18 protein-coding genes are annotated in these 23436 nt (G+C 44.4%); 9 read left to right on the forward strand and 9 right to left on the reverse strand.

All coding sequences use genetic code 11. The annotated features are described in order from the left end of the window. Window positions 1-159 precede the first annotated feature (159 nt). The 3 genes from ACYTXU_RS09530 to ACYTXU_RS09540 are packed head-to-tail and all read right to left on the reverse strand — an operon-like array spanning window position 160 to window position 2799. A complete protein-coding gene (locus tag ACYTXU_RS09530; RefSeq protein WP_462206476.1) occupies window positions 160-864 on the reverse strand; it encodes a Bax inhibitor-1/YccA family protein in 705 nt (234 codons plus the stop codon). Window positions 865-915: 51 nt separating this feature from the next. Further along, window positions 916-1380, reverse strand: a complete 465-nt coding sequence (gene ssb, locus ACYTXU_RS09535; RefSeq protein ID WP_331890666.1) for a single-stranded DNA-binding protein — start codon at window positions 1378-1380, stop codon at window positions 916-918. 54 nt (window positions 1381-1434) lie between these two features. Next, window positions 1435-2799, reverse strand: a complete 1365-nt coding sequence (locus ACYTXU_RS09540) for an MFS transporter (RefSeq protein ID WP_462206477.1) — start codon at window positions 2797-2799, stop codon at window positions 1435-1437. A 285-nt stretch (window positions 2800-3084) separates the two neighbouring features. On the opposite strand from ACYTXU_RS09540, the gene uvrA reads away from it, so the two are divergent. The 3 genes from uvrA to ACYTXU_RS09555 all read left to right on the forward strand — a co-directional run bounded on the left by uvrA (window position 3085) and on the right by ACYTXU_RS09555 (window position 9077). Continuing rightward, complete coding sequence (gene uvrA, locus ACYTXU_RS09545) at window positions 3085-5910, forward strand: excinuclease ABC subunit UvrA (protein WP_462206478.1); 2826 nt, start codon at window positions 3085-3087, stop codon at window positions 5908-5910. A gap of 75 nt (window positions 5911-5985) precedes the next feature. Continuing rightward, a complete protein-coding gene (locus ACYTXU_RS09550) occupies window positions 5986-8109 on the forward strand; it encodes a VIT domain-containing protein (protein ID WP_462206479.1) in 2124 nt (707 codons plus the stop codon). Next, the gene (locus ACYTXU_RS09555) at window positions 8082-9077 is read left to right on the forward strand and encodes a hypothetical protein (RefSeq protein WP_462206480.1); all 996 of its coding nucleotides are present in this window, start codon (window positions 8082-8084) and stop codon (window positions 9075-9077) included. The genes ACYTXU_RS09550 and ACYTXU_RS09555 overlap by 28 nt, the downstream gene beginning before the upstream one ends. Before the next feature lie 28 nt (window positions 9078-9105). Here the strand turns inward: ACYTXU_RS09555 and ACYTXU_RS09560 are convergent, their stop codons facing one another. The 3 genes from ACYTXU_RS09560 to ACYTXU_RS09570 all read right to left on the reverse strand — a co-directional run bounded on the left by ACYTXU_RS09560 (window position 9106) and on the right by ACYTXU_RS09570 (window position 14439). Then, complete coding sequence (locus tag ACYTXU_RS09560) at window positions 9106-11736, reverse strand: ExeM/NucH family extracellular endonuclease (RefSeq protein ID WP_462206481.1); 2631 nt, start codon at window positions 11734-11736, stop codon at window positions 9106-9108. A 177-nt stretch (window positions 11737-11913) separates the two neighbouring features. Next, window positions 11914-12729, reverse strand: a complete 816-nt coding sequence (locus ACYTXU_RS09565) for a TerC family protein (protein WP_462206483.1) — start codon at window positions 12727-12729, stop codon at window positions 11914-11916. 21 nt (window positions 12730-12750) lie between these two features. Further along, entirely contained in the window at window positions 12751-14439 is a 1689-nt protein-coding gene (locus tag ACYTXU_RS09570; protein WP_462206484.1) for a peptidylprolyl isomerase, read from the reverse strand. Window positions 14440-14465: 26 nt separating this feature from the next. Here ACYTXU_RS09570 and ettA point away from each other — a divergent pair, with 26 nt between their 5' ends. Both ettA and ACYTXU_RS09580 read left to right on the forward strand, forming a co-directional pair. Then, window positions 14466-16133, forward strand: a complete 1668-nt coding sequence (ettA, locus tag ACYTXU_RS09575) for an energy-dependent translational throttle protein EttA (RefSeq protein WP_462206485.1) — start codon at window positions 14466-14468, stop codon at window positions 16131-16133. A gap of 260 nt (window positions 16134-16393) precedes the next feature. Next, complete coding sequence (locus ACYTXU_RS09580) at window positions 16394-16789, forward strand: PilZ domain-containing protein (protein WP_462206486.1); 396 nt, start codon at window positions 16394-16396, stop codon at window positions 16787-16789. 1 nt (window position 16790) lies between these two features. Here ACYTXU_RS09580 and ACYTXU_RS09585 read toward each other — a convergent pair whose 3' ends face one another. Continuing rightward, the gene (locus tag ACYTXU_RS09585) at window positions 16791-17414 is read right to left on the reverse strand and encodes a class I SAM-dependent methyltransferase (RefSeq protein WP_462206488.1); all 624 of its coding nucleotides are present in this window, start codon (window positions 17412-17414) and stop codon (window positions 16791-16793) included. Between the two features lie 98 nt (window positions 17415-17512). On the opposite strand from ACYTXU_RS09585, the gene ACYTXU_RS09590 reads away from it, so the two are divergent. Beyond that, window positions 17513-18100: a Tll0287-like domain-containing protein gene (locus tag ACYTXU_RS09590; RefSeq protein WP_462206490.1), complete on the forward strand. Its 588-nt coding sequence runs from the start codon at window positions 17513-17515 to the stop codon at window positions 18098-18100. Window positions 18101-18125: 25 nt separating this feature from the next. Here the strand turns inward: ACYTXU_RS09590 and radA are convergent, their stop codons facing one another. Further along, window positions 18126-19490, reverse strand: a complete 1365-nt coding sequence (gene radA / locus ACYTXU_RS09595; protein WP_462206491.1) for a DNA repair protein RadA — start codon at window positions 19488-19490, stop codon at window positions 18126-18128. Window positions 19491-19969: 479 nt separating this feature from the next. Between radA and ACYTXU_RS09600 the strand changes: the two genes are divergently transcribed. From ACYTXU_RS09600 to ACYTXU_RS09610, 3 genes are all read left to right on the forward strand, one after another. Next, a complete protein-coding gene (locus ACYTXU_RS09600; RefSeq protein WP_462206493.1) occupies window positions 19970-21349 on the forward strand; it encodes a 3-deoxy-7-phosphoheptulonate synthase in 1380 nt (459 codons plus the stop codon). Window positions 21350-21453: 104 nt separating this feature from the next. Further along, a complete protein-coding gene (locus ACYTXU_RS09605) occupies window positions 21454-21771 on the forward strand; it encodes a hypothetical protein (protein WP_462206495.1) in 318 nt (105 codons plus the stop codon). Beyond that, entirely contained in the window at window positions 21768-22052 is a 285-nt protein-coding gene (locus tag ACYTXU_RS09610) for a DUF2970 domain-containing protein (RefSeq protein WP_462206496.1), read from the forward strand. The genes ACYTXU_RS09605 and ACYTXU_RS09610 overlap by 4 nt, the downstream gene beginning before the upstream one ends. Before the next feature lie 464 nt (window positions 22053-22516). Here the strand turns inward: ACYTXU_RS09610 and ACYTXU_RS09615 are convergent, their stop codons facing one another. Next, complete coding sequence (locus ACYTXU_RS09615) at window positions 22517-23350, reverse strand: Dam family site-specific DNA-(adenine-N6)-methyltransferase (protein WP_462206497.1); 834 nt, start codon at window positions 23348-23350, stop codon at window positions 22517-22519. Between the last annotated feature and the right edge of the window lie 86 nt (window positions 23351-23436).

Here is a 23436-nt window from a genome sequence, read left to right on the forward strand (position 1 = left end):
TCGTCAATTAGATGGGTTACGCATAAATGCTAACCCATCCTATATCACTACAAAATAAAGCAGGTACTATTCGTAGGCTGGTGATGAGTGAAACGAATATCATCATTTGCAGCCCACAAAAAAAGCGGCCGAAGCCGCTTTTTTAATCTTTCGTTAAGACTATTCTTCTGATGCCAAGAACAACCTTAAAACATAAATAAACATCATGGCGATACTTGAGAATAAAGAAATCGCTGCACCTACATAACGGTCTTCTGGATAATGATGCAGGATATTCGAAGTATCATATAAAATAGCAGCACCAGAAATACCAATCATGGCTACGCTAAACCAGGTTCCTAAATGGAAACCAAAAGTAAGGCCGCCCATAATGGCTAACAAACCTAATCCAAACCCCCACATCACAATCCCACGTAAGAAAGAAAAATCTTTGCGGGTATAAAAAACGATAGCAGTCAGGATGGCAGTACCAACTAAAGTTACTACTGCAGCGCTTTGAATAACGCCAGGTGCTTTAACTGCTGCCACTAACAACAACGGAGAGAAAAATACAGCATAAAGAGTTGTGAAAATTACGAGATTTATATATTGAACAGCTTTTGATTCAACGGTATGTGCAAAGCGAGAAGCCACCCAGCCAGTTCCAACAAATAATATAACCATCGAAATTAGGCCAAATGTTCCTAATCCTCTAAAAAAGTTATAAATTTCTGCTGAAGTGCCCGACTCGTATAGACCCACGCTGATCAACACAAACGCAAAAATCGCGCCCAATAAATGGTTATAAGTTTTGGTTATAAATTTCGCGCGATCACCTAATCCACCACGAACAACAACTTGTTCTTCTGTTTGTTGATAGCTCATCAATGTCTCCTTTGTTTAAGCTTTAGATTATTAACGAAAACCACTTTCTGACTAGAACGGAATGTCGTCATCAAAATCATCATCCATGGCCGGAGCTGGCTGTGGGTTTTGATTCTGTTTTTGGTTATTTTGATTATTGTTGCCGCCGAAAGAAGCTTCGCCGCCGCTACGGCCGCCAAGCATTTGCATTTGACCATTGATATCAATCACAACTTCAGTGGTATATTTGTCCTGACCTGATTGATCGGTCCATTTACGGGTCTGCAGCTTACCTTCAAAGTAAACTTGTGAGCCTTTTTTCAGGTACTCACCAGCAATCTCAGCTAATTTGCCGAAAATGACAATTCGATGCCATTCGGTTTTTTCCTGTTGCTGACCGGTGTTTTTGTCTTTCCAGGTCTCAGAAGTAGCTAACGTAAGGTTGGCAATCGCTCTACCGTCTGGTGTGTAACGAATTTCCGGATCCTTCCCTAAATTTCCTACTAAAATGACTTTGTTAATGCCGCGACTGGCCATTGATTACTCCTGTCTTTGTCTTTTAATCTACTAAAATCTTTAATTATCAATATATTAGGCTTGAATTCGGCCTAACTTTTCTAATTCTTCACGCTCGATGGTCGAGTCGTCCACTCGCAAATATACCTTGCCTTTATGGTCGTCCGCAATGGCTTCGATGACTCCGGCCAGCTTTAATGCGGATTCCTGCACAGCTTTGGCCGTATCACCCTCATTCAGTTCCAACACCCAGCGCTTCACTTCGGGTAACTTACCCAGCCAACTGAGCGCCCCCCCTGCGATAACCATCAAGCCAATATTCAACCAGATGACACCAGTAAAACCGAGCGTGGGCAGCAAATAACCAGTTACGCTGCCACCGAGGAAAGCACCTAAAAATTGACTGGTCGAAAAAATACCTAGCGCAGTACCACGATATTGGGCACCAAATAGGTTGGAAACCGTAGAAGGCAGCTTGGCTTCCAATAAATTAAAGCCAGCGAAAAATAAGGTCAGAACCACCAGCCAGAACCACAGACTCTGCCAGCTGGTCAGCAATGTTAATAATGATAGCGCCAACAATAAGAAAGCAGCCTGCATCACCTGACGATGCCAGCCCTTCTTTTCCGCTTTAAGCATCATCGGCAGCATGATAGCAATCGATAGCGCCAACACCACCAGATAGATCCAGGAATGCTGCGACAGCTCGAAACCACTGGCAATCATTTTGTCTGGAACCACTAGGAATACGGCCACCAACGCCCAATGAATGACAAATACCGATATCGCCAACACAAAAATGCGTCCTTTTGCGGTGACGTAACGCCAGCGTTCAGCAAAGCTCAAATCAATTTTCAGCATGTCGATGGCAGGCACACTAGGTACTACAAATACAGCAACCAGTAACGCGGCAAAGGCCAGAATTGCAATCACATAGAACAAGCCTTGCAGACTGAGCCAATTAGACAACAATGGCCCAAGCACCAGCGACAAGGCAAAAGCTAAACCAATACTGCCGCCAATCATGGCCATGACTTTGGAGCGCTGATGCGGACGGCTTAAATCCGCGGCCAGTGCCATGACTGCACTGGCAATCGCACCTGCGCCCTGTAATGCACGACCAAAAATCAATCCCCACACGGTTTCAGAATTAGCGGCCACCAGGCTACCCGCAATAAACACCATCAAGCCAGCGTAAATCACCGGCTTGCGGCCAATCTTATCGGAAAGCAGTCCAAGTGGAAGTTGCAGGATGGCTTGCGACAGACCGTAAATACCAATTGCCAGGCCCAATAAAGGTAAGGTGGCGCCTTCGAGGCCTTCGCCGAGCACTCGAATAACCGGCAATAACATGAAAAGGCCAAACATACGTAAGGCAAAGATACTGGCTAGCGAAATAGCGGATTTTTTTTCTAGTGTGGTCAGTGAAGACGATTTCATACACAATCCAATGGCTTAGGGCTTTTCGTTTATTATTTAATCAGCGTAATTGACCAGAAGCCCTAACAAACCTTTTCTGTTTAAGGCGATTCACGTTATAGTTAACGGCTGCGATTTTCTCATTTTAAACCGCAAAACCCAAATTTATTTTGAAGTAGCGCCTGATAGCTTTTGGCTAAGCACTCAATCGGCTTCTAGCGATAACGATATTGGCATTAAATTCACAAGATACATGCATAATACAGCGCTACTTCTGTTAGCTCACACAAACGAAATAGGAAACTGATGGACAACATTGACATCCGCGGTGCCAAGACCCACAACCTGAAAAACATTGACCTCATCCTACCTCGCGACAAGCTAATCGTGATTACCGGTTTGTCCGGCTCTGGCAAATCTTCTCTAGCGTTCGATACATTATACGCTGAGGGTCAGCGTCGCTATGTGGAATCATTATCCGCTTACGCACGTCAGTTTCTGTCGCTCATGGAAAAACCCGATGTAGAACATATCGAAGGTTTGTCGCCAGCAATTTCCATTGAGCAAAAATCCACATCGCATAACCCGCGCTCCACTGTGGGTACCATTACCGAAATTTATGACTACCTGCGTCTGCTATTTGCACGTGTCGGCACGCCACATTGTCCCGCTCACCATTTGCCACTCGAAGCACAAACCGTGAGTCAGATGGTGGATCATGTGTTGGACCAGCCGGAAGGCACCAAGTTAATGCTGTTAGCGCCGGTGATTAAGAACCGCAAAGGCGAGCATATTCAATTATTGCAGGAACTACAGGCGAAAGGTTTTGTTCGTGCCCGTATCAACGGCGAGGTGCATGACTTGTCTGCGGCACCTGCCATGGAGCTGCATAAAAAGCACACCATCGAAGTCATCGTCGACCGCTTTAAAGTGAAAACGGATATGCAGCAGCGGCTGGCTGAGTCATTTGAAACAGCGCTAGAGCTGTCCGATGGTATAGCTCGCGTGGCATCAATGGATGAAGGTACTGGTCTGGAAGACATGGTCTTTTCGGCCAAGTACGCCTGCCCAACTTGTGGTCATTCAATCCCTGAGCTGGAACCGCGTATTTTCTCTTTCAACAATCCGGCAGGAGCCTGCCCGACTTGTGATGGCCTCGGCATCGATCAATTCTTCGACCCTGAGAAAATCATTACCAATGAAGATGTCTCGTTAGCTGGTGGCGCGGTGCGCGGCTGGGATCGCCGTAATGTGTATTATTTCCACATGCTTCAATCATTGGCCAAGCATTACAAATTTGATGTTGAAGCGCCATGGAGCAGCTTGACCAAAAAGATTCAGGATGTGGTGTTATACGGCAGTGGCAAAACGCAGATTGACTTTGAATACAGTAATGATCGCGGCGACAAATACCAGCGCAAGCATCGCTTCGAAGGCATTATTCCTAACATGCAGCGCCGCTATCACGAAACCGAATCGGGCGCGGTGCGCGAAGAACTACAAAAATACATGACCACTCAGTCTTGTAGTTCCTGCGGTGGCACCCGTCTTAATGAAGATTCGCGCAATGTATTTATCGATGGCACTTCTTTACCGCAAGTGACTCATTGGTCAATCGAACAGGCCCATGACTATTTCAGTACTTTAGATTTGCCTGGCCAACGTGGTGAGATTGCCTCAAAAGTTCTGAAAGAAATTAGCCAGCGCTTAAGCTTTCTGGTTAATGTCGGGCTAGACTATCTGACCCTGGAGCGAAGCGCAGATACATTGTCGGGCGGTGAAGCACAACGTATTCGTCTGGCCAGCCAGATCGGCGCAGGCCTGGTCGGCGTGATGTACATTCTGGATGAACCTTCGATTGGTTTACACCAACGCGACAATGATCGCCTGCTGCAAACTCTGACGCATCTACGCGATTTAGGTAACACTGTGATCGTTGTTGAGCATGATGAGGATGCTATTCGTGCCGCTGACTTTATCGTTGATATTGGGCCTGGTGCAGGCGTGCACGGTGGTGAAATCGTTGCACAGGGAACATTCGCTGATATTAAAAAAGCCAAAAACTCGCTGACCGCTCAATACCTGACCGGCAAACTGAAAATTGAAGTACCCGAAAATCGCACACCCTATGATGCCAAGAAAACCATTCAAGTGCTCGGCGCAACAGGCAACAACCTTGATGAAGTCAATCTAGAAATTCCGATTGGGCTTTTGACTTGTGTAACCGGTGTTTCAGGCTCAGGGAAATCAACCCTGATCAACGATACGCTGTATCCCATCGTTGCCCGCGATATCAATCGCTCCAGCTTGCAACCCAAACCTTATCAATCAATTGAAGGTTTAGAGCATATCGATAAAGTCGTCGATATTGACCAAAGCCCCATTGGGCGTACACCGCGCTCAAACCCGGCAACCTACACCGGTATTTTCACACCAATTCGTGAACTGTTTGCAGGAACCCAAGAGTCGCGCACTCGCGGTTATAAGCCTGGGCGTTTTAGTTTTAATGTCAAAGGTGGACGTTGCGAAGCCTGTCAGGGCGATGGCGTGATCAAAGTAGAAATGCACTTCTTGCCGGATGTCTATGTAGCCTGTGATGTGTGTAAAGGCAAACGCTACAACCGCGAAACGTTGGAAATTTTATACAAAGGAAAAAACATTCATCAGGTGTTGGATTTAACAGTAGAAGATGCGCGTGAGTTCTTTGATCCGATTCCAGCAGTTGCCCGCAAGCTGCAAACTCTGATGGACGTTGGCCTTTCTTACATCACACTCGGTCAAGCGGCAACCACTCTTTCGGGGGGTGAAGCACAGCGTGTGAAGCTATCGCGCGAACTATCCAAACGCGACACCGGACAAACACTCTACATCCTGGACGAACCAACCACAGGACTTCACTTCCACGACGTTAACCAACTGCTGAAAGTCCTGCATCGCCTGCGCGATCACGGCAACACAGTAGTAGTTATCGAACACAACCTCGACGTCATCAAAACCGCCGACTGGATTGTCGATCTTGGCCCCGAAGGTGGCAGCAAAGGTGGACAGATAATTGCTACAGGAACACCAGAAGATGTAGCCAAAATCAAGCAGTCTTATACCGGAAAATACCTGAAACCGATGTTGAAGTAATACCCCCTCTAGATTGAGCCTTAGTTATAAGTTATAACTAAGGCTCACAATAATATAAACATTAGGGGAATAAGAATGATAAGAATAGTTCTAGCTGTTTTCATACTTTTATTATCTTCACAATCAGCACTAGCCAGTATTTTTGAACATCAATATGTAGAATCTCCCTACATGAGAGTTCAAGCAGAACATCAAAAGCTCTATCTATATAAGACAGAAGTTAATGCTGAAATTGTCGGCATAATTGCTGACGTATCCATTACTCAATTCTATAAAAATGAGGGGAATACCCCCATCGAAGCAGTTTACGTTTTCCCAGCGTCTCCATCTGCTGCTGTATACGGGCTTACCCTTAATGTTAATGGCAGAATAACTAAAGCCAAAATACAGGAAAAAGCTCAAGCTAGACAGACTTATGAAGCTGCTAAGAGTGAAGGTAAGAGTGCGTCGTTGCTGGTCCAAGAGGGGCCAAATGTTTTTACTATGAACGTTGCCAATATCCTTCCAGGGGATGAGATACAGGTCGAGCTGAACTATGTTGAACAATTGGTGACCCAAAACGGTAATTATAGATTTCAGTTACCAGTTTCGATAGGGCCGAAATATGGTGATGCCAGTACTACAGCAATCCCTAAAGACTTCGAAAACTCTATAACTGTTGATATCTATTCAGCTCTTCCCGTAAGCAATGTGTCAACACAACATCATGACTCTACAATAAAAAACAGCTTTTATAGCACAACTGTTACTTCATCATTTACCGATTCTAAGCAACCTTTTATTTTAGACTACAGTTTGAGAAGCGATTCCTTCAATAGTGGCCTGCAGGTATATGATGATGGTAAAGAAAAATACTTCATGCTCATGACACAACCACCCAAACAACCTAGAGTAGAAGACACCTTCCCAAGAGAATATATTTTTATTGTTGATGTTTCAGGTTCAATGGGTGGAATGCCAACAGAAACCTGCAAGAAAATGATGGCTGAACTACTATATGAACTTAAACCACAAGACAGATTCAATATATACCAATTTGCAGGAGGAACTGCATCGCTAGCGGATCAATCGTTACCGGTCAATGATAGTACTTTAGATCAGGCATTTTCCTTTATTGAACAGGCCGGAGGTTATGGTGGGACAGAAATTTTGCCGGCATTAGATAAAGCGTTGAGTGCAGAAAAACCAGAAGGTTTTAACCGATCAATTGTCGTCATGACAGATGGTTTAGTAGATGTTGAAAAGGAAGCTTTTGATCTTGTTAGAAGCAATCTTGGACAAGCAAATCTTTTTTCTTTTGGTGTTTTTGATCAAAAAGGGTATGGCTCAAATGAATACTTAATTGAAGGATTGGCTAGAATTGGTCAAACGGATCCAATTCTGATTAGTTCCGACAAAGACATTAATAGCATGGTCACCCTTTTTGTGGATTATATTAGCCAACCACTATTATCCAATATTGAAGTCGACTTTGGGAGCATGGAAGTATACGACCTCATCAATGATACTTATCCTGATATATTTACTCAAAGGCCACTGGTTATCCTTGGGAAATGGAAAGGCGATTTGTCAGAGCCAGTGATAATCGATGGGGTAACTTACAATAGTGGATACTCTAAAACCATCTCTGCTGACAAAATTCCAAATGAAAACAACAAAGCTATCAAATACCTCTGGGCAAGAGAGCGACTGAAAACCTTGTCAGATTACGACGAAGTGACTGGAACCACTGATGAGCTTAGAGAATCCATTATTGCTTTAGGTCTAAAGTACAATTTGCTTACAGCTTATACTTCTTTTGTTGCAGTTGACGAAGTTATCAGAAATCCAAATGGTGAACTTGAGAAGGTTTCTGAGAACCTTCCAGCTCAAGAGCCATCTATAGGACTTGGCTTCGATGAGTCGGAGGTTGAGCTTCCGATAAGTAGAGTTGAGGTAGATACAATAGTAATACATTCACGTACTTTTTCTCTGCATGGAAACGTTTGGACTGAACAAGGGATCGAAAAAGCATCAATCGAAAAAATCATGGAATTAAATCCTGATAATCTCTCCTGTATCAAAAATCAATATCCAAAGCTTTTTGATATATTAAAACAACTCAAGAATATAGTGATTAACTTTAATGGAAAAGTACGTCACTATAAATTAGTAAAAGATGCCACGAGCACATGCGAAAGCTTCTACAATATCAACTAGTATTTTCTCTACTTATATTACTAGTCACAACCAGCCTTTCAGCTTTCAGTAAAGGAGCTGAAAGGCTACAGCTCGTTTTTATCTTCAAAAGTGAGAGTTCAATAAATCAAGGGTTTTATCAATCTGCATTTAATTACTATCGTTCTAGGCAAACTACAAATCCCAATTTAATCATTATTCGTAATGTTGACTCTTTACAACAAGTTGTGGAGGTTGTAAATAATCAAAAGAGAAAGGTTCATTCAATTGTACTGGTTTCACATGCATCCCATTGGTCAGGTCTCAGCATTCCGATTACAGAACATTCTAGTCACAAAACCACAAGTTCAACTCTGTTGCAGTTCCTTGATGATAGAAGCCCCCTGATCAAGCAAACGGTCTACTCACAAGCCCCTAAAATCATTATCGAAGGCTGCGGGATAGGTTCAAGCCAAACTTTACTAAAAGCACTTTCCAGATTCTTTACTTCCCATGATGGTATTATTCCAGAAGTTTCGGCTCCAAAAGGATACATGCTTTTTTATTATCTGAATAACCCAGTAAAACAGAACAAGGAGTTTCTCAAAGCTGAAATTCCTATCTGGGAGGTTTCAATACCATTTTCTAAAAGCTATGACTATCAAAGTATAATTAATCAGTTTTCGGAAAAATATGGTGATAGCATTCCTTGGGATATTGCGCTTGAGTTTCCCCATTCTTCTCTACTTCAAAATGATTACACTTATAAAAAAAGAACAATTACTCTTTCTTCGTATGGATACAAGTCTGATATAGATAAGTTTAATTCAAAGTTGGACTACATAAAAAAACATAAAAGTATTAAAGAACAGCTCGATGATTACGGTATAGGTGTTGGTAGATTCAGCTGGGAGTTTGATAAATCTTCCCGTCCAGGAGTTGTAAAAATAACAGGTCGATCTTTAACCATAACAGTATTTGATAGCTCTCAAGTAAAAAAAGCCCGCTAATCAGCGGGCTTTCTAGTATTCAAAACTATTACTGAATACTGATGGTTAGAGTTGCATTTGAGTAGTCTTTAAATCCATACAAACTAACATACCAATCGCCTGCCTGCGGATTTGTGATGATACAGACTTCCTCGTTATTGTTGCTATAAGATCGACAGTCAAAGTTGCTTCTATCCGGCAACGCGCTAAACATAACATACAGGTCTGCATCACCAGAGCCACCCGTTAGTGTGACTTGTAATGAGTCAGTGTTAGCAGGAATTGCAACAGGAAAGTCTGTCCAGCTTCTGCGAGCACCAGAAAGGTTTTCATAAACAACTGTCTGGCCCGGTTGATTTTGTTGCGAATCTGCATCAATTTCTACCACGATTGGATCATGATCCGATGCCCGGTAGGCAGCCGGAGAATAAAAATTATTAACTTGCTCCGGCGTTTTAAACTCTTCGTTGTAATCTAGTGCACGCGGTTCATCTGCATTAATATGCCAGTCAGTTACATCAACTATTTTATTCGCCAAAGAGGAACTGACCATCACATGATCGAGACTACCGGCCAAACCCGTGTAGACATATGAATAAGCTTTATTCCCTTTCAGTTGACGCGCGATATTAACGTAGCCTGACTGCTCCAGTTCATAAACCGGGTCTTCCTTTGCGTAGGCATTTAAGTCACCCATTATTACAATGTCATTATCAGCTACACCCGTCGGGTTAGTGGCAAGCCACTGAGCCATATACTCTGATGCTGCTGTGCGTCGCGCATTCCAGCAACCCTGCCAATCACCCTGGTCTTCATCAAGGCTACCGTCAGTCGGACAACTGCCTTTTGATTTAAAATGATTAACAGAAACAGTCAGCTCTTCCCCACTGGCAAGATGGCGGAAAGTTTGAACCAATGGCTGTCTATTTTTAGCATCAAATGGGTATGTACTGGTTGTAACAGCCTGACCTGTTTCTTCAACAGTTTCGTTTCTATAAATCAGACCAACTGTAATTTCGTCAGTACCAATTTGATTCAGTCCAGGATCAACAAAACTGTAAGTCACTCCCGCTCCTGAATTGGCGTTTAATCCGTTTACAAGATCTTGAATCCCACTGTCTGAACCGAAACCATCATTTTCCATTTCCATGATGCCGATAATGTCAGCATTCATGGCTAAAATGGCATTGATAATCTTGTCACGCTGACGATTAAACTCATTTAACGTATCCGCACCACGCGATGTAGGAAAGCCACTACCCTGCCCATCGCCATTGAAATAATTGAGTACGTTAAAGCTGGCCAGACGAAGATTCCCTAAACTGGATAATTGAGGCTGACTGGTTCGCTGATTGATATGCGTAAACGACGGAGCTTGGGTAGGCTGTATACGATAGGCTGCAAAAGCTTCATCCAGAATTCCTACCAGACTGTTAACCTTATCGCCGGAACGAACCGTATTGTCAGCTGATAAACCACCTGTCGGATAGACTACCTGTGCAGGATTTTGCCCTGTCTGCCCATCATCCATAATAATTTTATTGAGGGCATTATCTATTCCAACTTGTTGTGCCTGCACTCCTGGGCGATAAAGCTGTGTGGGCTGATAGAGACGTTCTGTTCCTGATAAAACCAGCTCACCGTATCTCGCCAGATTATAATTTTCAGTAACGATTAACTCATGATTAAAACTCACCAGCATCCCTTCGTAGGATTCCCAGTCGTTATTATTAGTAACCGGCAGGCTCACAATTTGAGGTTGCACATTGATACCTGAATCGCAAACCAATAAATCAGTAATATTAGTCAACTGCGTTTTACCGCCAAACTCCTGTATCGTTCCAGCCACACGGACTTTATCACCAATTGCCAGCGGTACTTCAAAGCTACCTTCATAGACGAATAGCCCTTCCGAAGTACTGCTATCCATATCATAGTCTGTGCTTTCTTCCTGTATAAAGAATCCGTTTAATTGCTCAGAGCTTTGAAAGTCACCCACAACAATGGCTTCCACCACTACCAGGCTATTCTGCATGTTGCTTTGGTTTCCATTACCCTGAATGGTATGAATAAAAGTAGCACTGTCGTTACAGGCACCCAGCTCAATACCGCCCGGTTGTGAACCTCCATCCGAGAATAAGCCTACATCAGAAAAATCATCAACCGAAGAGCCAATCCAGTTAGATGCAGGATCAAAAGTATCCCAGGCATCTGCATCAGCCATTGAGTTATTGCGACGTAATGACATGTCTTGCGTTTTAAGAGAACTGGTTCCCCAGTAGCTACCTGGGTCAACTCCGATCTGACCTAGCGAATCCACCACAGTTCCTGACATCTCTACGGTGACCGCATCATCTCCGTTAAACCAGCTACCGCCATTTAATAGTTGAGCCAAGTTAGCCAGCGCAGGATCTGAGCTGCTATGCGCTACCACATAAGTTTCTCCAGCCATAAGTGAACCAGATAGCGCTATCGTCTTCCCTGGTGCAGTATTACCATTGAAGTAGAACTTCAACTCATAGGCACTCAGGTCAATATTTTGAGAGCCTGAGTTAAACAGCTCAATCGCTTTGTTATAACTGCTGCCCTCCACATATTCTGAAATTATCAGTTCCGCATGACTGGCTGCCGATAAACTGGCGCCGATTAATAACGCTAATATGGTGTTGTGTCGTTTCATTGTTTACCCCTTTCTTGTTAGGTGTTATTGAAAAGAAACAACACTACAAAGGAGTTATGACAGCCAATTGACTAATTCATGACTGTATCGCGACAGAATGATGACTATTAATAGGAATTAGAACTTGTACACAAAAAAGCCCGCACAAAGCGGGCCTATATATGAATGAATATTGTTTTACAGTATTTCTTCCTGCGCTTCCTGTTCTAATTTGGCACGAGCGGCAGCTTCTTTTTTCCGCATTAAATTCTTTTGATATTTGGACTGCACAATATCACTCAGAACCATTACGGCAATCACAAAGTAGAAGGTCGCTTTATTCATTGGCTCAATCGGGTAACCGAACAACAATAGATGTGATTTATGGCCGCCATCAGATAGTAGCATGATGCCGACTACTAGCAGGATAAATAACCCTAGCACTTCAAACATACGGTTCTTTTGTAAGAAGCTTGAAACGGTGTCAGCCAACCAGATCATCAGGACGCCACTAATAATAATCGCAATGGCCATGATCCAGAAGTTATCGGTTAATGCCATGGCACTTAAAATTGAATCGAAAGAAAAGACCAGGTTCATCAAAACAATAAGTGTGATTACTTTTGCCGCTGACTGGGGCTTTCGCTCATGAGCTTCACCAATTTCCAACGCCATCATGTGCCAGATTTCTTTAACCGCGGTATACATGATAAAAACACCACCGAGTAAGATAATCATACTTTCAAAGGTAAAAGTGGCTTCGATGACGCCTGTCCAGGGAATCGTAAACATTTCGCCCTGCACATATTTGATGAGTTCAATAAGAACAAACAGTAAAACGATTCTGAGAGCAACCGCCAATCCAATACCTAATCGACGCACCTGCTTCTGCTTTTCCAGTGGTGCACGTTTTGATTCCAGCGAGATGTAGAGCAAATTGTCGAAGCCAAGAACTGCCTGTAATACAATCAGCATTCCCAGTGTTAATAGATTTTCGATTGTAAATAACTCCATAAGTAAACCCTTTTAATTTAATTACTGGATAATTTGTGCGGCGATGATTTGATCATTCTGCTCAAGTGACATCACAATGTCCATCCCTTCGATGACTTCGCCAAAAACAGTATAGTTGCTATCAAGGTGTAGATTCGGTGCCAGGTTAAAGAAGAACTGTGCACCACCAGTGTCCTTGCCTGCGGTTGCCATACCTATGGTTCCTTTGCGATGCGAGCGCTGATTGAGCTCTTCACGAATACTGTAACCGACGCTGCCCGATCCATCGCCCAACTTACTGCCACCTTGCGCGACAAAGTTTGGAATCACACGATGGAAGTAGGTGTTTTCATAGAAACCACTTTCTACTAAGCGAAGAAAATTTGCCGAAGTGTAAGGAGTATCAGCGAATAGTCTGATAACGATATCACCTTTGGTGGTTTCAAGTTTTACCTTAACTGGTAAGCCTGGCAGCTCCGTAGGCGTCGCCATCGGTTCGGTTTTCGGCTCCTGATAGGTTTTCAAGGCACGCTGGGCACCAATGCGAATAATGTCTTTGTCGCTTTCTGCCAATTGCTTTAAAACAGGTGGGATATTCAGTTCAACAAAGTATTGAATCACTGCACGTTGATGATTAGGGTCATCTGATTCCAGCCAGGCTTTGACCAGCTTCTGTACCTCGGGTTGCGCTTTGTCATTGGTCGCCAAGAAAGCTTCCGACTGCACCCATGTATTCTCACTGTCTCGGAGAGCTTTCAGAGTTTGCGGTGTCATCCAGCGTCTACCAGACTGCAGTACTGTCACCTGTAAAGTGGGATTTTCTACCAAGGCTAAATCATTTAGCAGTTGGATATGTTCGGTGCTGGTTAATGTTCTAATTCCTAAAGACTGAGCAGCGGCAAGCTGAATAGCGTTATCGTTACTAGCGATTTTTTCCAATAGCAGAGGCGTGATGTCTTTGTGTCCCAGTCTCGATAAGGCACGAATGATAAAAGCCTGTGTCGCGCTATCCAGTGACTCACTCTTATCGCGCACTATGCTTATGACGTCCGGAACATGGGGATCTCTTAGCAATGGCACTCTCGCCAGTAAAAAACTAGCCTTTAACGCCGTATCTTTGTCACGCAATCGGTCTATGACTCGTGCTACTTCAATTTCAGTATCACCAGTTAGTAAATGACGATGGAACACTGACATGATAGCCAAGCCTTGCATGGCGGCATTGGCAACTTGAGCATCTTCAGTCTGCTCAATCAGGCGTGCCAAGGTGGACACTGAATTTTCACCACCCAAATTACCAATCGCCAGCACCATGGCGGCACGAACTTTACCGTTCTTTTCCTGTTGCAGTCGCTCGATTAAGTTGGCGGTTGCGGGCTTGTGCAGACTGATGCCTAAAGCAAAAGCCGTTGTTTCACGCACCTCGGCCTTAGAGTGCTCAAGCAATGGCAGAATCAAGTCGCTGGCCTGTTCATCACCGATCCGCCCCAAGCTGATTAACGCCAGTTCCACAGTCTCAAGATTGTCGCACGCCAGCGCTTTGCTAAAGGCTGGCTGATTAATTTGGCGCATATCGGCCAGTCGATACAGTACATCGGATTCAACGCAAGGCGGTGCTTTTGGAGTTAAGGCGGTGCAACTGGCTAAAAAGACGGTGAAAAAGGCGAGCGATAGTGGTTTTGCAAGCTTGCTGCGGTGGCTTAGTACAGTGAGGCAATGTAAAATGCGCATAACTTTGATCAACCCTTCTAAATTTAATGGCTCAATATATTTATACAATGAATCGCGTGGGAAAAATTGTCCCACCGAATAAAACTATTCTAAAAGATATTTCCCTATCATTCTTCCCTGGCGCCAAAATTGGTGTTCTAGGTCTTAACGGCTCGGGTAAATCGACTTTATTACGAATCATGGCTGGTGTCGACACCGATATTGAAGGTGAAGCACGTCCACAATCCGGCATTAAAATCGGCTACCTGCCACAGGAACCGCAACTTGACGACAGCAAGACGGTTCTGGAAATTGTTGAAGAGTCGGTAACACATGTTAAAGAAGCCTTGGCAGAACTGGATCAGGTCTATGCGGCCTATGCCGACGCCGATGCTGACTTTGATGCCTTAGCAAAGCGTCAGGGTGAATTGGAAGCGATTATTCAGGCAGCCGACGGCCATAACCTCGACAACACTTTAGAGCGAGCCGCTGAAGCACTTCGTCTACCGCCCTGGGATGCAGCAGTGAAAAACTTGTCCGGTGGTGAGCGTCGTCGTGTCGCCATGTGTCGTTTGCTTCTTGAGCATCCTGATATGCTATTGCTGGATGAGCCAACGAACCACCTGGATGCTGAGTCAGTAGCCTGGCTTGAGCGCTTCCTGGTTGATTATAAAGGTACCGTGGTAGCCATTACCCACGACCGTTATTTCCTTGATAACGCTGCAGGTTGGATTCTGGAGCTGGATCGCGGTCATGGTATTCCATGGGAAGGCAACTATTCGTCATGGCTGGAGCAAAAGTCTGCGCGATTAGAGATTGAAGAAAAACAAGAACAGTCTCGCCAGAAAACCATGAAAGAAGAGTTGGAATGGGTTCGCTCGAATACTAAAGGTCGTCAGGCGAAATCAAAAGCACGTATGGCGCGCTTTGAAGAACTCTCGAGCAAAGAATTCCAGCAACGTAACGAAACCAAAGAATTGTATATCCCACCGGGCCCACGCCTTGGTACTCAGGTTATAACCGCTAACGGTTTAACTAAAGCTTATGGCGACAAATTGCTTTATAACGATCTCAACTTTAACCTACCGCAAGGTGGCATTGTTGGTGTGATTGGTCCTAATGGTGCTGGTAAATCCACCATGTTTAAGCTGATTACCGGCGAAGAAACGCCAGATTCAGGCGAGCTGAAGGTTGGTGAAACCGTCGAACTGTCCTATGTTGACCAAAGCCGTGACTCATTAGACGACAGCAAAACCGTATGGGAAGAAATTTCCGACGGCTTGGATTTGATTACCGTTGGTAACTACACTACGCCTTCGCGCGCTTATGTTGGTCGTTTTAATTTCAAAGGTACCGACCAACAGAAACGCATCGGTCAGCTATCAGGTGGTGAGCGTAACCGTGTTCACCTCGCCAAGCTACTGAAAAGTGGCGGCAACGTATTGTTACTGGATGAGCCAACCAACGACCTCGACGTAGAAACCTTGCGTGCATTGGAAGATGCATTACTAGCCTTCCCAGGCTGCGCGGTAGTTATCTCGCACGATCGTTGGTTCCTCGACCGTGTTGCCACCCATATCCTGGCTTTTGAAGGCGACAGTGAAACCGTCTGGTTCGAAGGTAACTATCAAGAATACGAAGCCGATCGTAAACGCCGCCTTGGCGCAGAAGCCGATCAACCGCATCGCATTAAATACCGTAAGATCTCAAAGTAAGTATTAGCTTATATCTATAGGCTGGGTTAGAGGCTACGGCCTCGTAACCCAGCACTAGTTATAGTCTTTATTTCGGTGGGCCAAGGCCACCCTACCTGAAATCAATGTCCAACTTTGTGTAGGGTGGGCCTTGGCCCACCACAAGTAAACCAAATTATTCCTGAATTTGATTATCCAGTCTCCCTCAAAATTCCTTTAGACAAGCCAAAAACCATCTGCTACTTTAGATTCATTATAAAATACTGATTTGGGATTGATTAGTGTCAGAACAGGAACGACGAAATTTCTCGCGCATTGAATACAATGCCAAAGTATTAATTGAACAGGGGGAACACAAATCTGTCGGCTCGGTTATTGAGCTGTCACTCAATGGTGTTCTTATAGACTCAAAATCAAAACTAGATAAGTCGCAACCTGTAGATGTTCAAATTATTATCGATGAGTTCTCACCAGCCATTCATTTGAAAGCAGAAATTGTTCATCATGAAGATCAACAATACGGTTTGAAAACCTTAGAAATTGACATTGATAGCATGTTGCAGCTCAGAACCATCATCAGTATGCATAATGATGATCCCGATGAGATTCATCGCGAATCGAAAGCTCTTTGGGAAACAAAGTTAGAAGAAAAAGACAATAAAGACAGTGAGCAGTAATCTAATCTGCAAACCACCCATCAAATCGAGTCTCATACCCTTTCGGTTTTGCCAAATCCAGTTGCCAGCAAATTTCCCCTCTCGCTAAATACTTCACTTCAAAATGGGTTCTCTCTGAGCCTTTGTCCACTTCAGTAACTTCCGGTGTTAACTGCCATAAATCTTTCGCTTGCTGTGCTGCTTCTTCAATATAAGATTCGATATTGGTAGCTAGAACCAGCTTCGCATTATCTTGCATACGGGACAGTAAAAACTCAAAAAACGGCATATTGAGCCAACGCTGACTTGCATTCTTGGGCTCTGGGTTTGGGTAAAGAATAAAGACTCCGGCAAGACTTTTCGGTTGCAAGGCATGCACAGTCCAGGGAATGGCATCGGCATGTACAGGCAATAAATTATCCAGTGATAACTGTTTAGCCTTATCAGCAAAGTCACTATATTTATTTCTGGTTCGTTCGATGGCAATCAGATGTTTATCCGGATTGTCCTGGGCAAACATTAGTGCATGTTTCCCTCGCCCTGCACCAATTTCTAAATATTGTGGTTGTTTTATCTCTGGCTTAAGAAAACCACGAGGTGGATACAATTTTTCAGGTTTAAACTGGCGTAAATTGACATTGGTCATAATATATTTAGTTTCGCTGATACTAGAGCAAGTTGATCTTTACATGAAATTAAGAAGAGGTAGTATAAAGCGTTATCTGAAACGGTAAAGGAAACGCCATGAAAAAAGTATTGATTATTCTCCTCATTTTGCTGGCCATTGCTGGCGTTGGTTACTATGGCTGGCAACAATATCAGCAAGCACAAACTAAATTGTGGGAAGAAAAAGCGCAACTGGCGGAAGACACTCTTAAGCCTATTAAAATGCAATTTAAAGAGACGCTTATGAGTGGGATGCAACAGGGAGTTGTCGAGGCTATTGATTACTGTAATTTGAAAGCCCCCGGAATTACTGCAAAAGTTCCTGAAGGTGTTGAGGTCGGTCGCACCAGCCACCGTTCGCGCAACCCAGAGAATGAACCAACTGATTTATTACAGGCTCCACTAGATTATTATCTTGAGATGGAACGCCTGGGAAAAGAGACCAGCGGACAAATTACGCAACTACCAAGCGGTGACTGGTTATACGTTGAACCGATTTATACCCAGCCAGTTTGTCTTGCTTGTCACGGTGAAAATATTGCACCTGAAGTACAAACTGCTATCAATGACAAATACCCGAATGATCAAGCCACCGGCTTTAAAGAAGGCGAGCTGCGAGGCATGTTCTGGCTCAAGTTAGCCGAAGATTTCGGTGCACAAAATTAACAGCTTTACTATAGCAGCATCATAACTAGATGAGCTGGATGAACTGATCCATTCGGCTGACCCCAATCACTTCTAAGCCTTCCATTGGTTTGGGTGGCTTATTACCCTCCGGTACTATGGCACGCTTAAAGCCATGCTTAGCTGCTTCTTTCAAGCGTTCCTGCCCATTAGGCACCGGTCTAATTTCTCCTGCCAGCCCTATTTCACCAAAAATCACAGTGTGCGCCTCCAAAGGGCGGTTGCGTAGACTGGAAATAATCGAGGCCACTAAAGCCAGATCTGAACTGGTTTCCATCACTCTGACACCACCGACTACATTGGCAAACACATCCTGATCATAAGTCGCAATGCCTGCATGACGATTGAGTACTGCGAGCAACATCGCTATCCGCTGATGGTCAAGGCCAACTGCTATGCGACGTGGCTGTGGTGCATGCGAGGTATCCACCAAGGCCTGAATCTCAACCAGCATAGGGCGCGTACCTTCCCAGGTCGCCATCACAGCACTTCCTGCCACCGGATCCTGATACTTTGATAAGAAAATTGCCGACGGATTTTTCACCTGCTTCAAGCCTTCATCCGTCATGGCGAAGACGCCCAGTTCATTGACTGCACCAAAACGATTTTTAACAGCGCGTAACAGACGTAAGCGTCCGTCTCGTTCGCCTTCAAAGTAGAGAACTGCATCAACCATGTGTTCCAATACACGCGGTCCTGCCAGAGCGCCATCTTTAGTAACATGGCCAACAACTAACAGAGTAATACCCGTCTGCTTGGCAAAACGGACCAGCTGAGCGGCGCTTTCACGTACCTGCGCCACACCACCCGGTGCAGACTGCAACATTTCGGTATAAATGGTTTGAATCGAATCCACCACCATCACTTTAGGTTGCTGTATTAAAGCCTGTGAAGTAATTTGCTCAACCTGAGTTTCAGTCAGTAACGAAAAATCACCAGTGGCTAATCCTAGACGTTGTGCACGCATGGTCACCTGCTGCAATGACTCCTCACCAGTTACATATAATACCGAGTCGGTTTCGCTGATTTTGCACAGACTTTGCAGCAGAATGGTTGACTTACCAATGCCCGGATCACCGCCCATCAAGACCACCGAGCCCGGTACCAGACCACCACCTAGAACGCGATCTAGCTCAGACAGGCCTGATGACATGCGTGGCAACTCAGACAAATCCACCTTGTCCATCTTGACCACTTTGGTCGCCTGCCCTGAATAACCTGTGAAGCGCGACGTTTTAGAGCTGGCTGCTTTTTTAGCATCTACCTGCTCAACCAGCGAGTTCCATGCTTTGCATGCGCCACATTGCCCTGCCCATTGCGGGGTTTCGCTGCCGCATTCTTGGCAGACATATATTGTTTTTACTTTTCCCATATCAAATATTCCCGAAAAGCTGATATTTCCGCTACTCTTCGTTAAATCCTCCTCAATATGCTCACTGATGATCCTACATCAGCTCCGCTATTTCGTCGGGTTTTGCCTTGATTAACGTTATCTCAACTTTTCTACCAATGTCACCTTAGTTAATTTGTAATTCTGACTTGCCTTGTCAGACAATTGTTCAGTCCGTTTTCTTATTGATGTGCCGGTTGCACCCTTCCTCGATATACCCACTGATGATGTTACATCAGCTCCGCAATTTCGTCGGACTTTGCCTCGATTAGCGTTATCTCAACTTTTCTAATTCTTAATTTTAATCTTCTAACTGATTGCGCATGATCGATGATCTTTGCGATAAACCATGTCGTATATCATTGCATTCTTTACTTTTTGTCCTAGATTACGCTTCTATTCGCCAGCGCCTATCTTATGAGATAGAATAGTTTTATTGAAGTAGATTTCTGATATTAATCATGAACAACAGATCCGCTGATGAATGGGCGCCCGATAGCTGGAAGCGCAAACCGGTCAGTCAGCAAATAAAATATGGTGATACTGAATCCTTGGCGCAGGTTATTGATAAACTGCGTCAGTTACCACCTTTGGTATCAGCCAGTGAAGTGGATAGCTTAAAAAGCCATATTGCCGATGCTCAGGCCGGTAAAGCCTTTATTCTGCAAGGTGGCGATTGCGCTGAGTCCTTTTCGGACTGCAATGCAGAAGCCATTTCACAAAAAGTTCGCCTGTTAATGAGCTTAAGTTTGCTGGTCAGTCAGCAGACAAAAAAACCTGTTGTTCGAATTGGCCGCATCGCTGGTCAATATGCCAAACCCCGTTCTGAGCTTACCGAAACTCAAGATCAAACCACATTGCCCAGTTATCGCGGCGATCTGGTTAACCATGTGCATTTCAGTGAGTCATCGCGTATGCCAGACCCGGCGCGCATGTTACAGGGCTACAGCTATGCCTCATTAACGCTCAATTATATTCGCTCTTTGCTTGAGGGTGATATCAGCGACCTGTTCCAGCTTGAGCAGGAATCGCAAAACCTTTTGACCTTGAAAACCAACGCCAAGCTGCATCAGAGTCTCGATCAGTTCCGAGAAGCCATGCGTCTGTTTCACCAGGCCACTGGCCCACAGCATAACAGTCGCCACTGGCTTGAGTTCTTTACCAGTCATGAAGCGCTGCACCTGCACTACGAAGAAGCGCTGACCCGCAAAGCCAATAACGGTCAATGGTACAACCTATCAACCCATTATCCATGGGTTGGCATGCGCACCACCATCCAGGACAGCGCCCACATCGAATACCTGCGTGGCATTGCCAATCCGATCGCTATCAAAGTTGGGAAAGACTTATCGCCAGAAACTCTGGTACAGCTCTGTAAAGTACTCAACCCCAACAATGAAGCAGGTCGTCTAACTCTGATTCAACGGTTTGGTCATCAGTCAATCGCTCAAGTATTACCGGATATGATTAAAGCGGTTCAAGAGGCCGAACTGAAAGTACTGTGGAGCTGCGATCCGATGCATGGCAATACTCGCGTCAGCGCCCATGGCATCAAAACCCGTGATTTCCTACATATCCAAAGCGAGCTGCAACAGGCTTTTGAGATTCATGCAACCCACGGCAATCATCTTGGCGGAGTACACTTGGAAATGACCGCAGAGGCAGTGATGGAGTGCGTGGGCGGCAGCTATGGCGTTACTGAGCAAGAACTGGATAAAGCCTATACCAGCTTGGTCGATCCCAGGCTCAATGTGGCACAAGTCTTTGAATTAATCGATTCAATCGAGAAAAAACAGCAACATTTACATAAAATTGACACAAAACACTTATCATCTTCTTGAAATGTAACCAAATGTTCACGTATATTAGGGAGATTCGTTTGCCTTAACAGGTAAACTAGCCCTATGGAAAGCGTGTTCACCCCTGATGGATAGTATGAGGAGCAATGATGAAAATGACTAATGCTGTAAAAAAATACATAGCTGTATCAGTCTTCGTGGCAGGTTCTTTCTTGTCCGGTCAGGCATTTGCTAATGCTCAACTGTGCTCAGATATTCAATACTCTCCAACAGACGACACCCAGCTTCATGTACTCACACAGCTTGAGCCTGAATTAGTTCAGCCAGCTCCTCAACAAAACACCAAAAAAGACGAAAAAAAATCCGAACAGTCAGTTAGCTGGTTTTCTTGGCTAACAGAATCTCATACAATGCCAAGTCTGCATTTTATCGATATTCTAGAACTGTTTGGCGGTGACGAATGAGCGAGCAACACTCCCATACTCAAAACAACCTTTCAAAAAATACCAGCAACAACAATAACGACACAGAGCAAGAGCCAAACCAAGAAGGCACCGGCTTCTGGTCGACTGTGAAAAGTGTGGTTGGCGCCATGTTCGGCGTCCAGACCGAAGCACAACGCCAAAAAGACTTCGAAAAAGGCAGTGCAATACACTTCATTATCGGCGGCATCGTCTTCGTTATTGTGTTTATTTTCACCATCCTCTATTTTGTTAATTCTGCACTGGAAAGCGCGGGACAGTAGATTAATTTGATAGTTTTTGTTACCGACTTAAATTATTGGTGTTATCTCTAGTCTTTAGAACAAATACATTACTTAAGTTAGGGTTTCGCCCCTCGGCGAGACCCTTTTCTTTGCACCACGGGCACTTCCTACGGTCGCTTTCCAAAGAAAAGGGACGACAAAATCGTCAGGAACGATTTTGAATAGCGAAGCTAGTCCGAAGGGTGAAGTACAGGGAAGTACTTCATAAAAGAAACGACACCCCGTGATTGAGGTTTCGCTACGCTCAACTCCCTTCGTATCCACCAAGCCATTTAACGCACCGTAAAATACATTCCATCCGTGGCCCGAATTTTACTATTCAAAACGTCCTGTTTTGAATTGCTATGTCTTGGCTACTACTTAGCTCAATCAAAAGGGGTTTATTGGAGTAACATGATACTTATGTGTTTCCTTAGATTTGCATAGCCATGTGGCTGATTCCGTTACTTCCGATAAACCACTATCAATTCCTGAGCATTATTGCGTCCTGCGCCATCGCAGGAGATAAAGCGTCGTACGGGGAAGGATTGCAGGTCTTTTGCTTTGGCGTAAATAAGGCGGGCGAAGTCGGTGTCGTGATTGGATATCACTACCGGGACGCCTCGTTTGGCGAGTTTCTGTGCTTCTAAAGCTAGCTCTCGCTGGTTGTCGAGCGAAAACTCTTGTTGGCTGTAGCTGGTGAAGTTAGCGGTTAATGACCATGGCAAATAAGGCGGGTCACAATAAATCACGTTACCGCCTCGAGTATGGGTCATGGTTTTGCTAAAACTCTGGCAACGGAATTCTGCACGCTTGGACTTTTCTGCAAAAAACTCCATCTCACGACCAGGAAAATAGGGTTTCTTGTAACGACCAAAAGGTACATTGAAACCACCTGAGCGATTATAGCGACACAAGCCGTTGTATCCGTGGCGATTGAAATAGACAAATAATGCAGCTCGCTCTCTTCCCGGTTTCAGTTGATTAAAGTGTTCGCGTAATTCGTAAAAGGTTTTCTGGTTATTGTATTGATCTGTGAAATATTGAGAACAGTAATCGATAAAGGTTGTTTTACCTTTTTTCAACTGATTAAAAACATCGATTAAATCTGGGTTAATATCAGCCAGTAAATAGCGATCGTAATCTGCGTTAAGAAATAGTGCACCGGAACCAGCAAAAGGCTCGATCAGCTTATTGCCTTCAGGCAAAACCTTAAGAATTCGCGGCAATAATCGAAACTTGCCACCCGCCCATTTAAGGAAAGGTCTTTGGTATGAAGCGGGCTTTGGTGCAGACATATTCGGTTTTTATTCTTACAATTGCTGCCTAGTGTACCAAAACCGATCACGAATGAAAGGTAAAATTGATTCATCAAGATCAGCAA

This window comes from Kangiella sp. M94, from assembly GCF_054926195.1.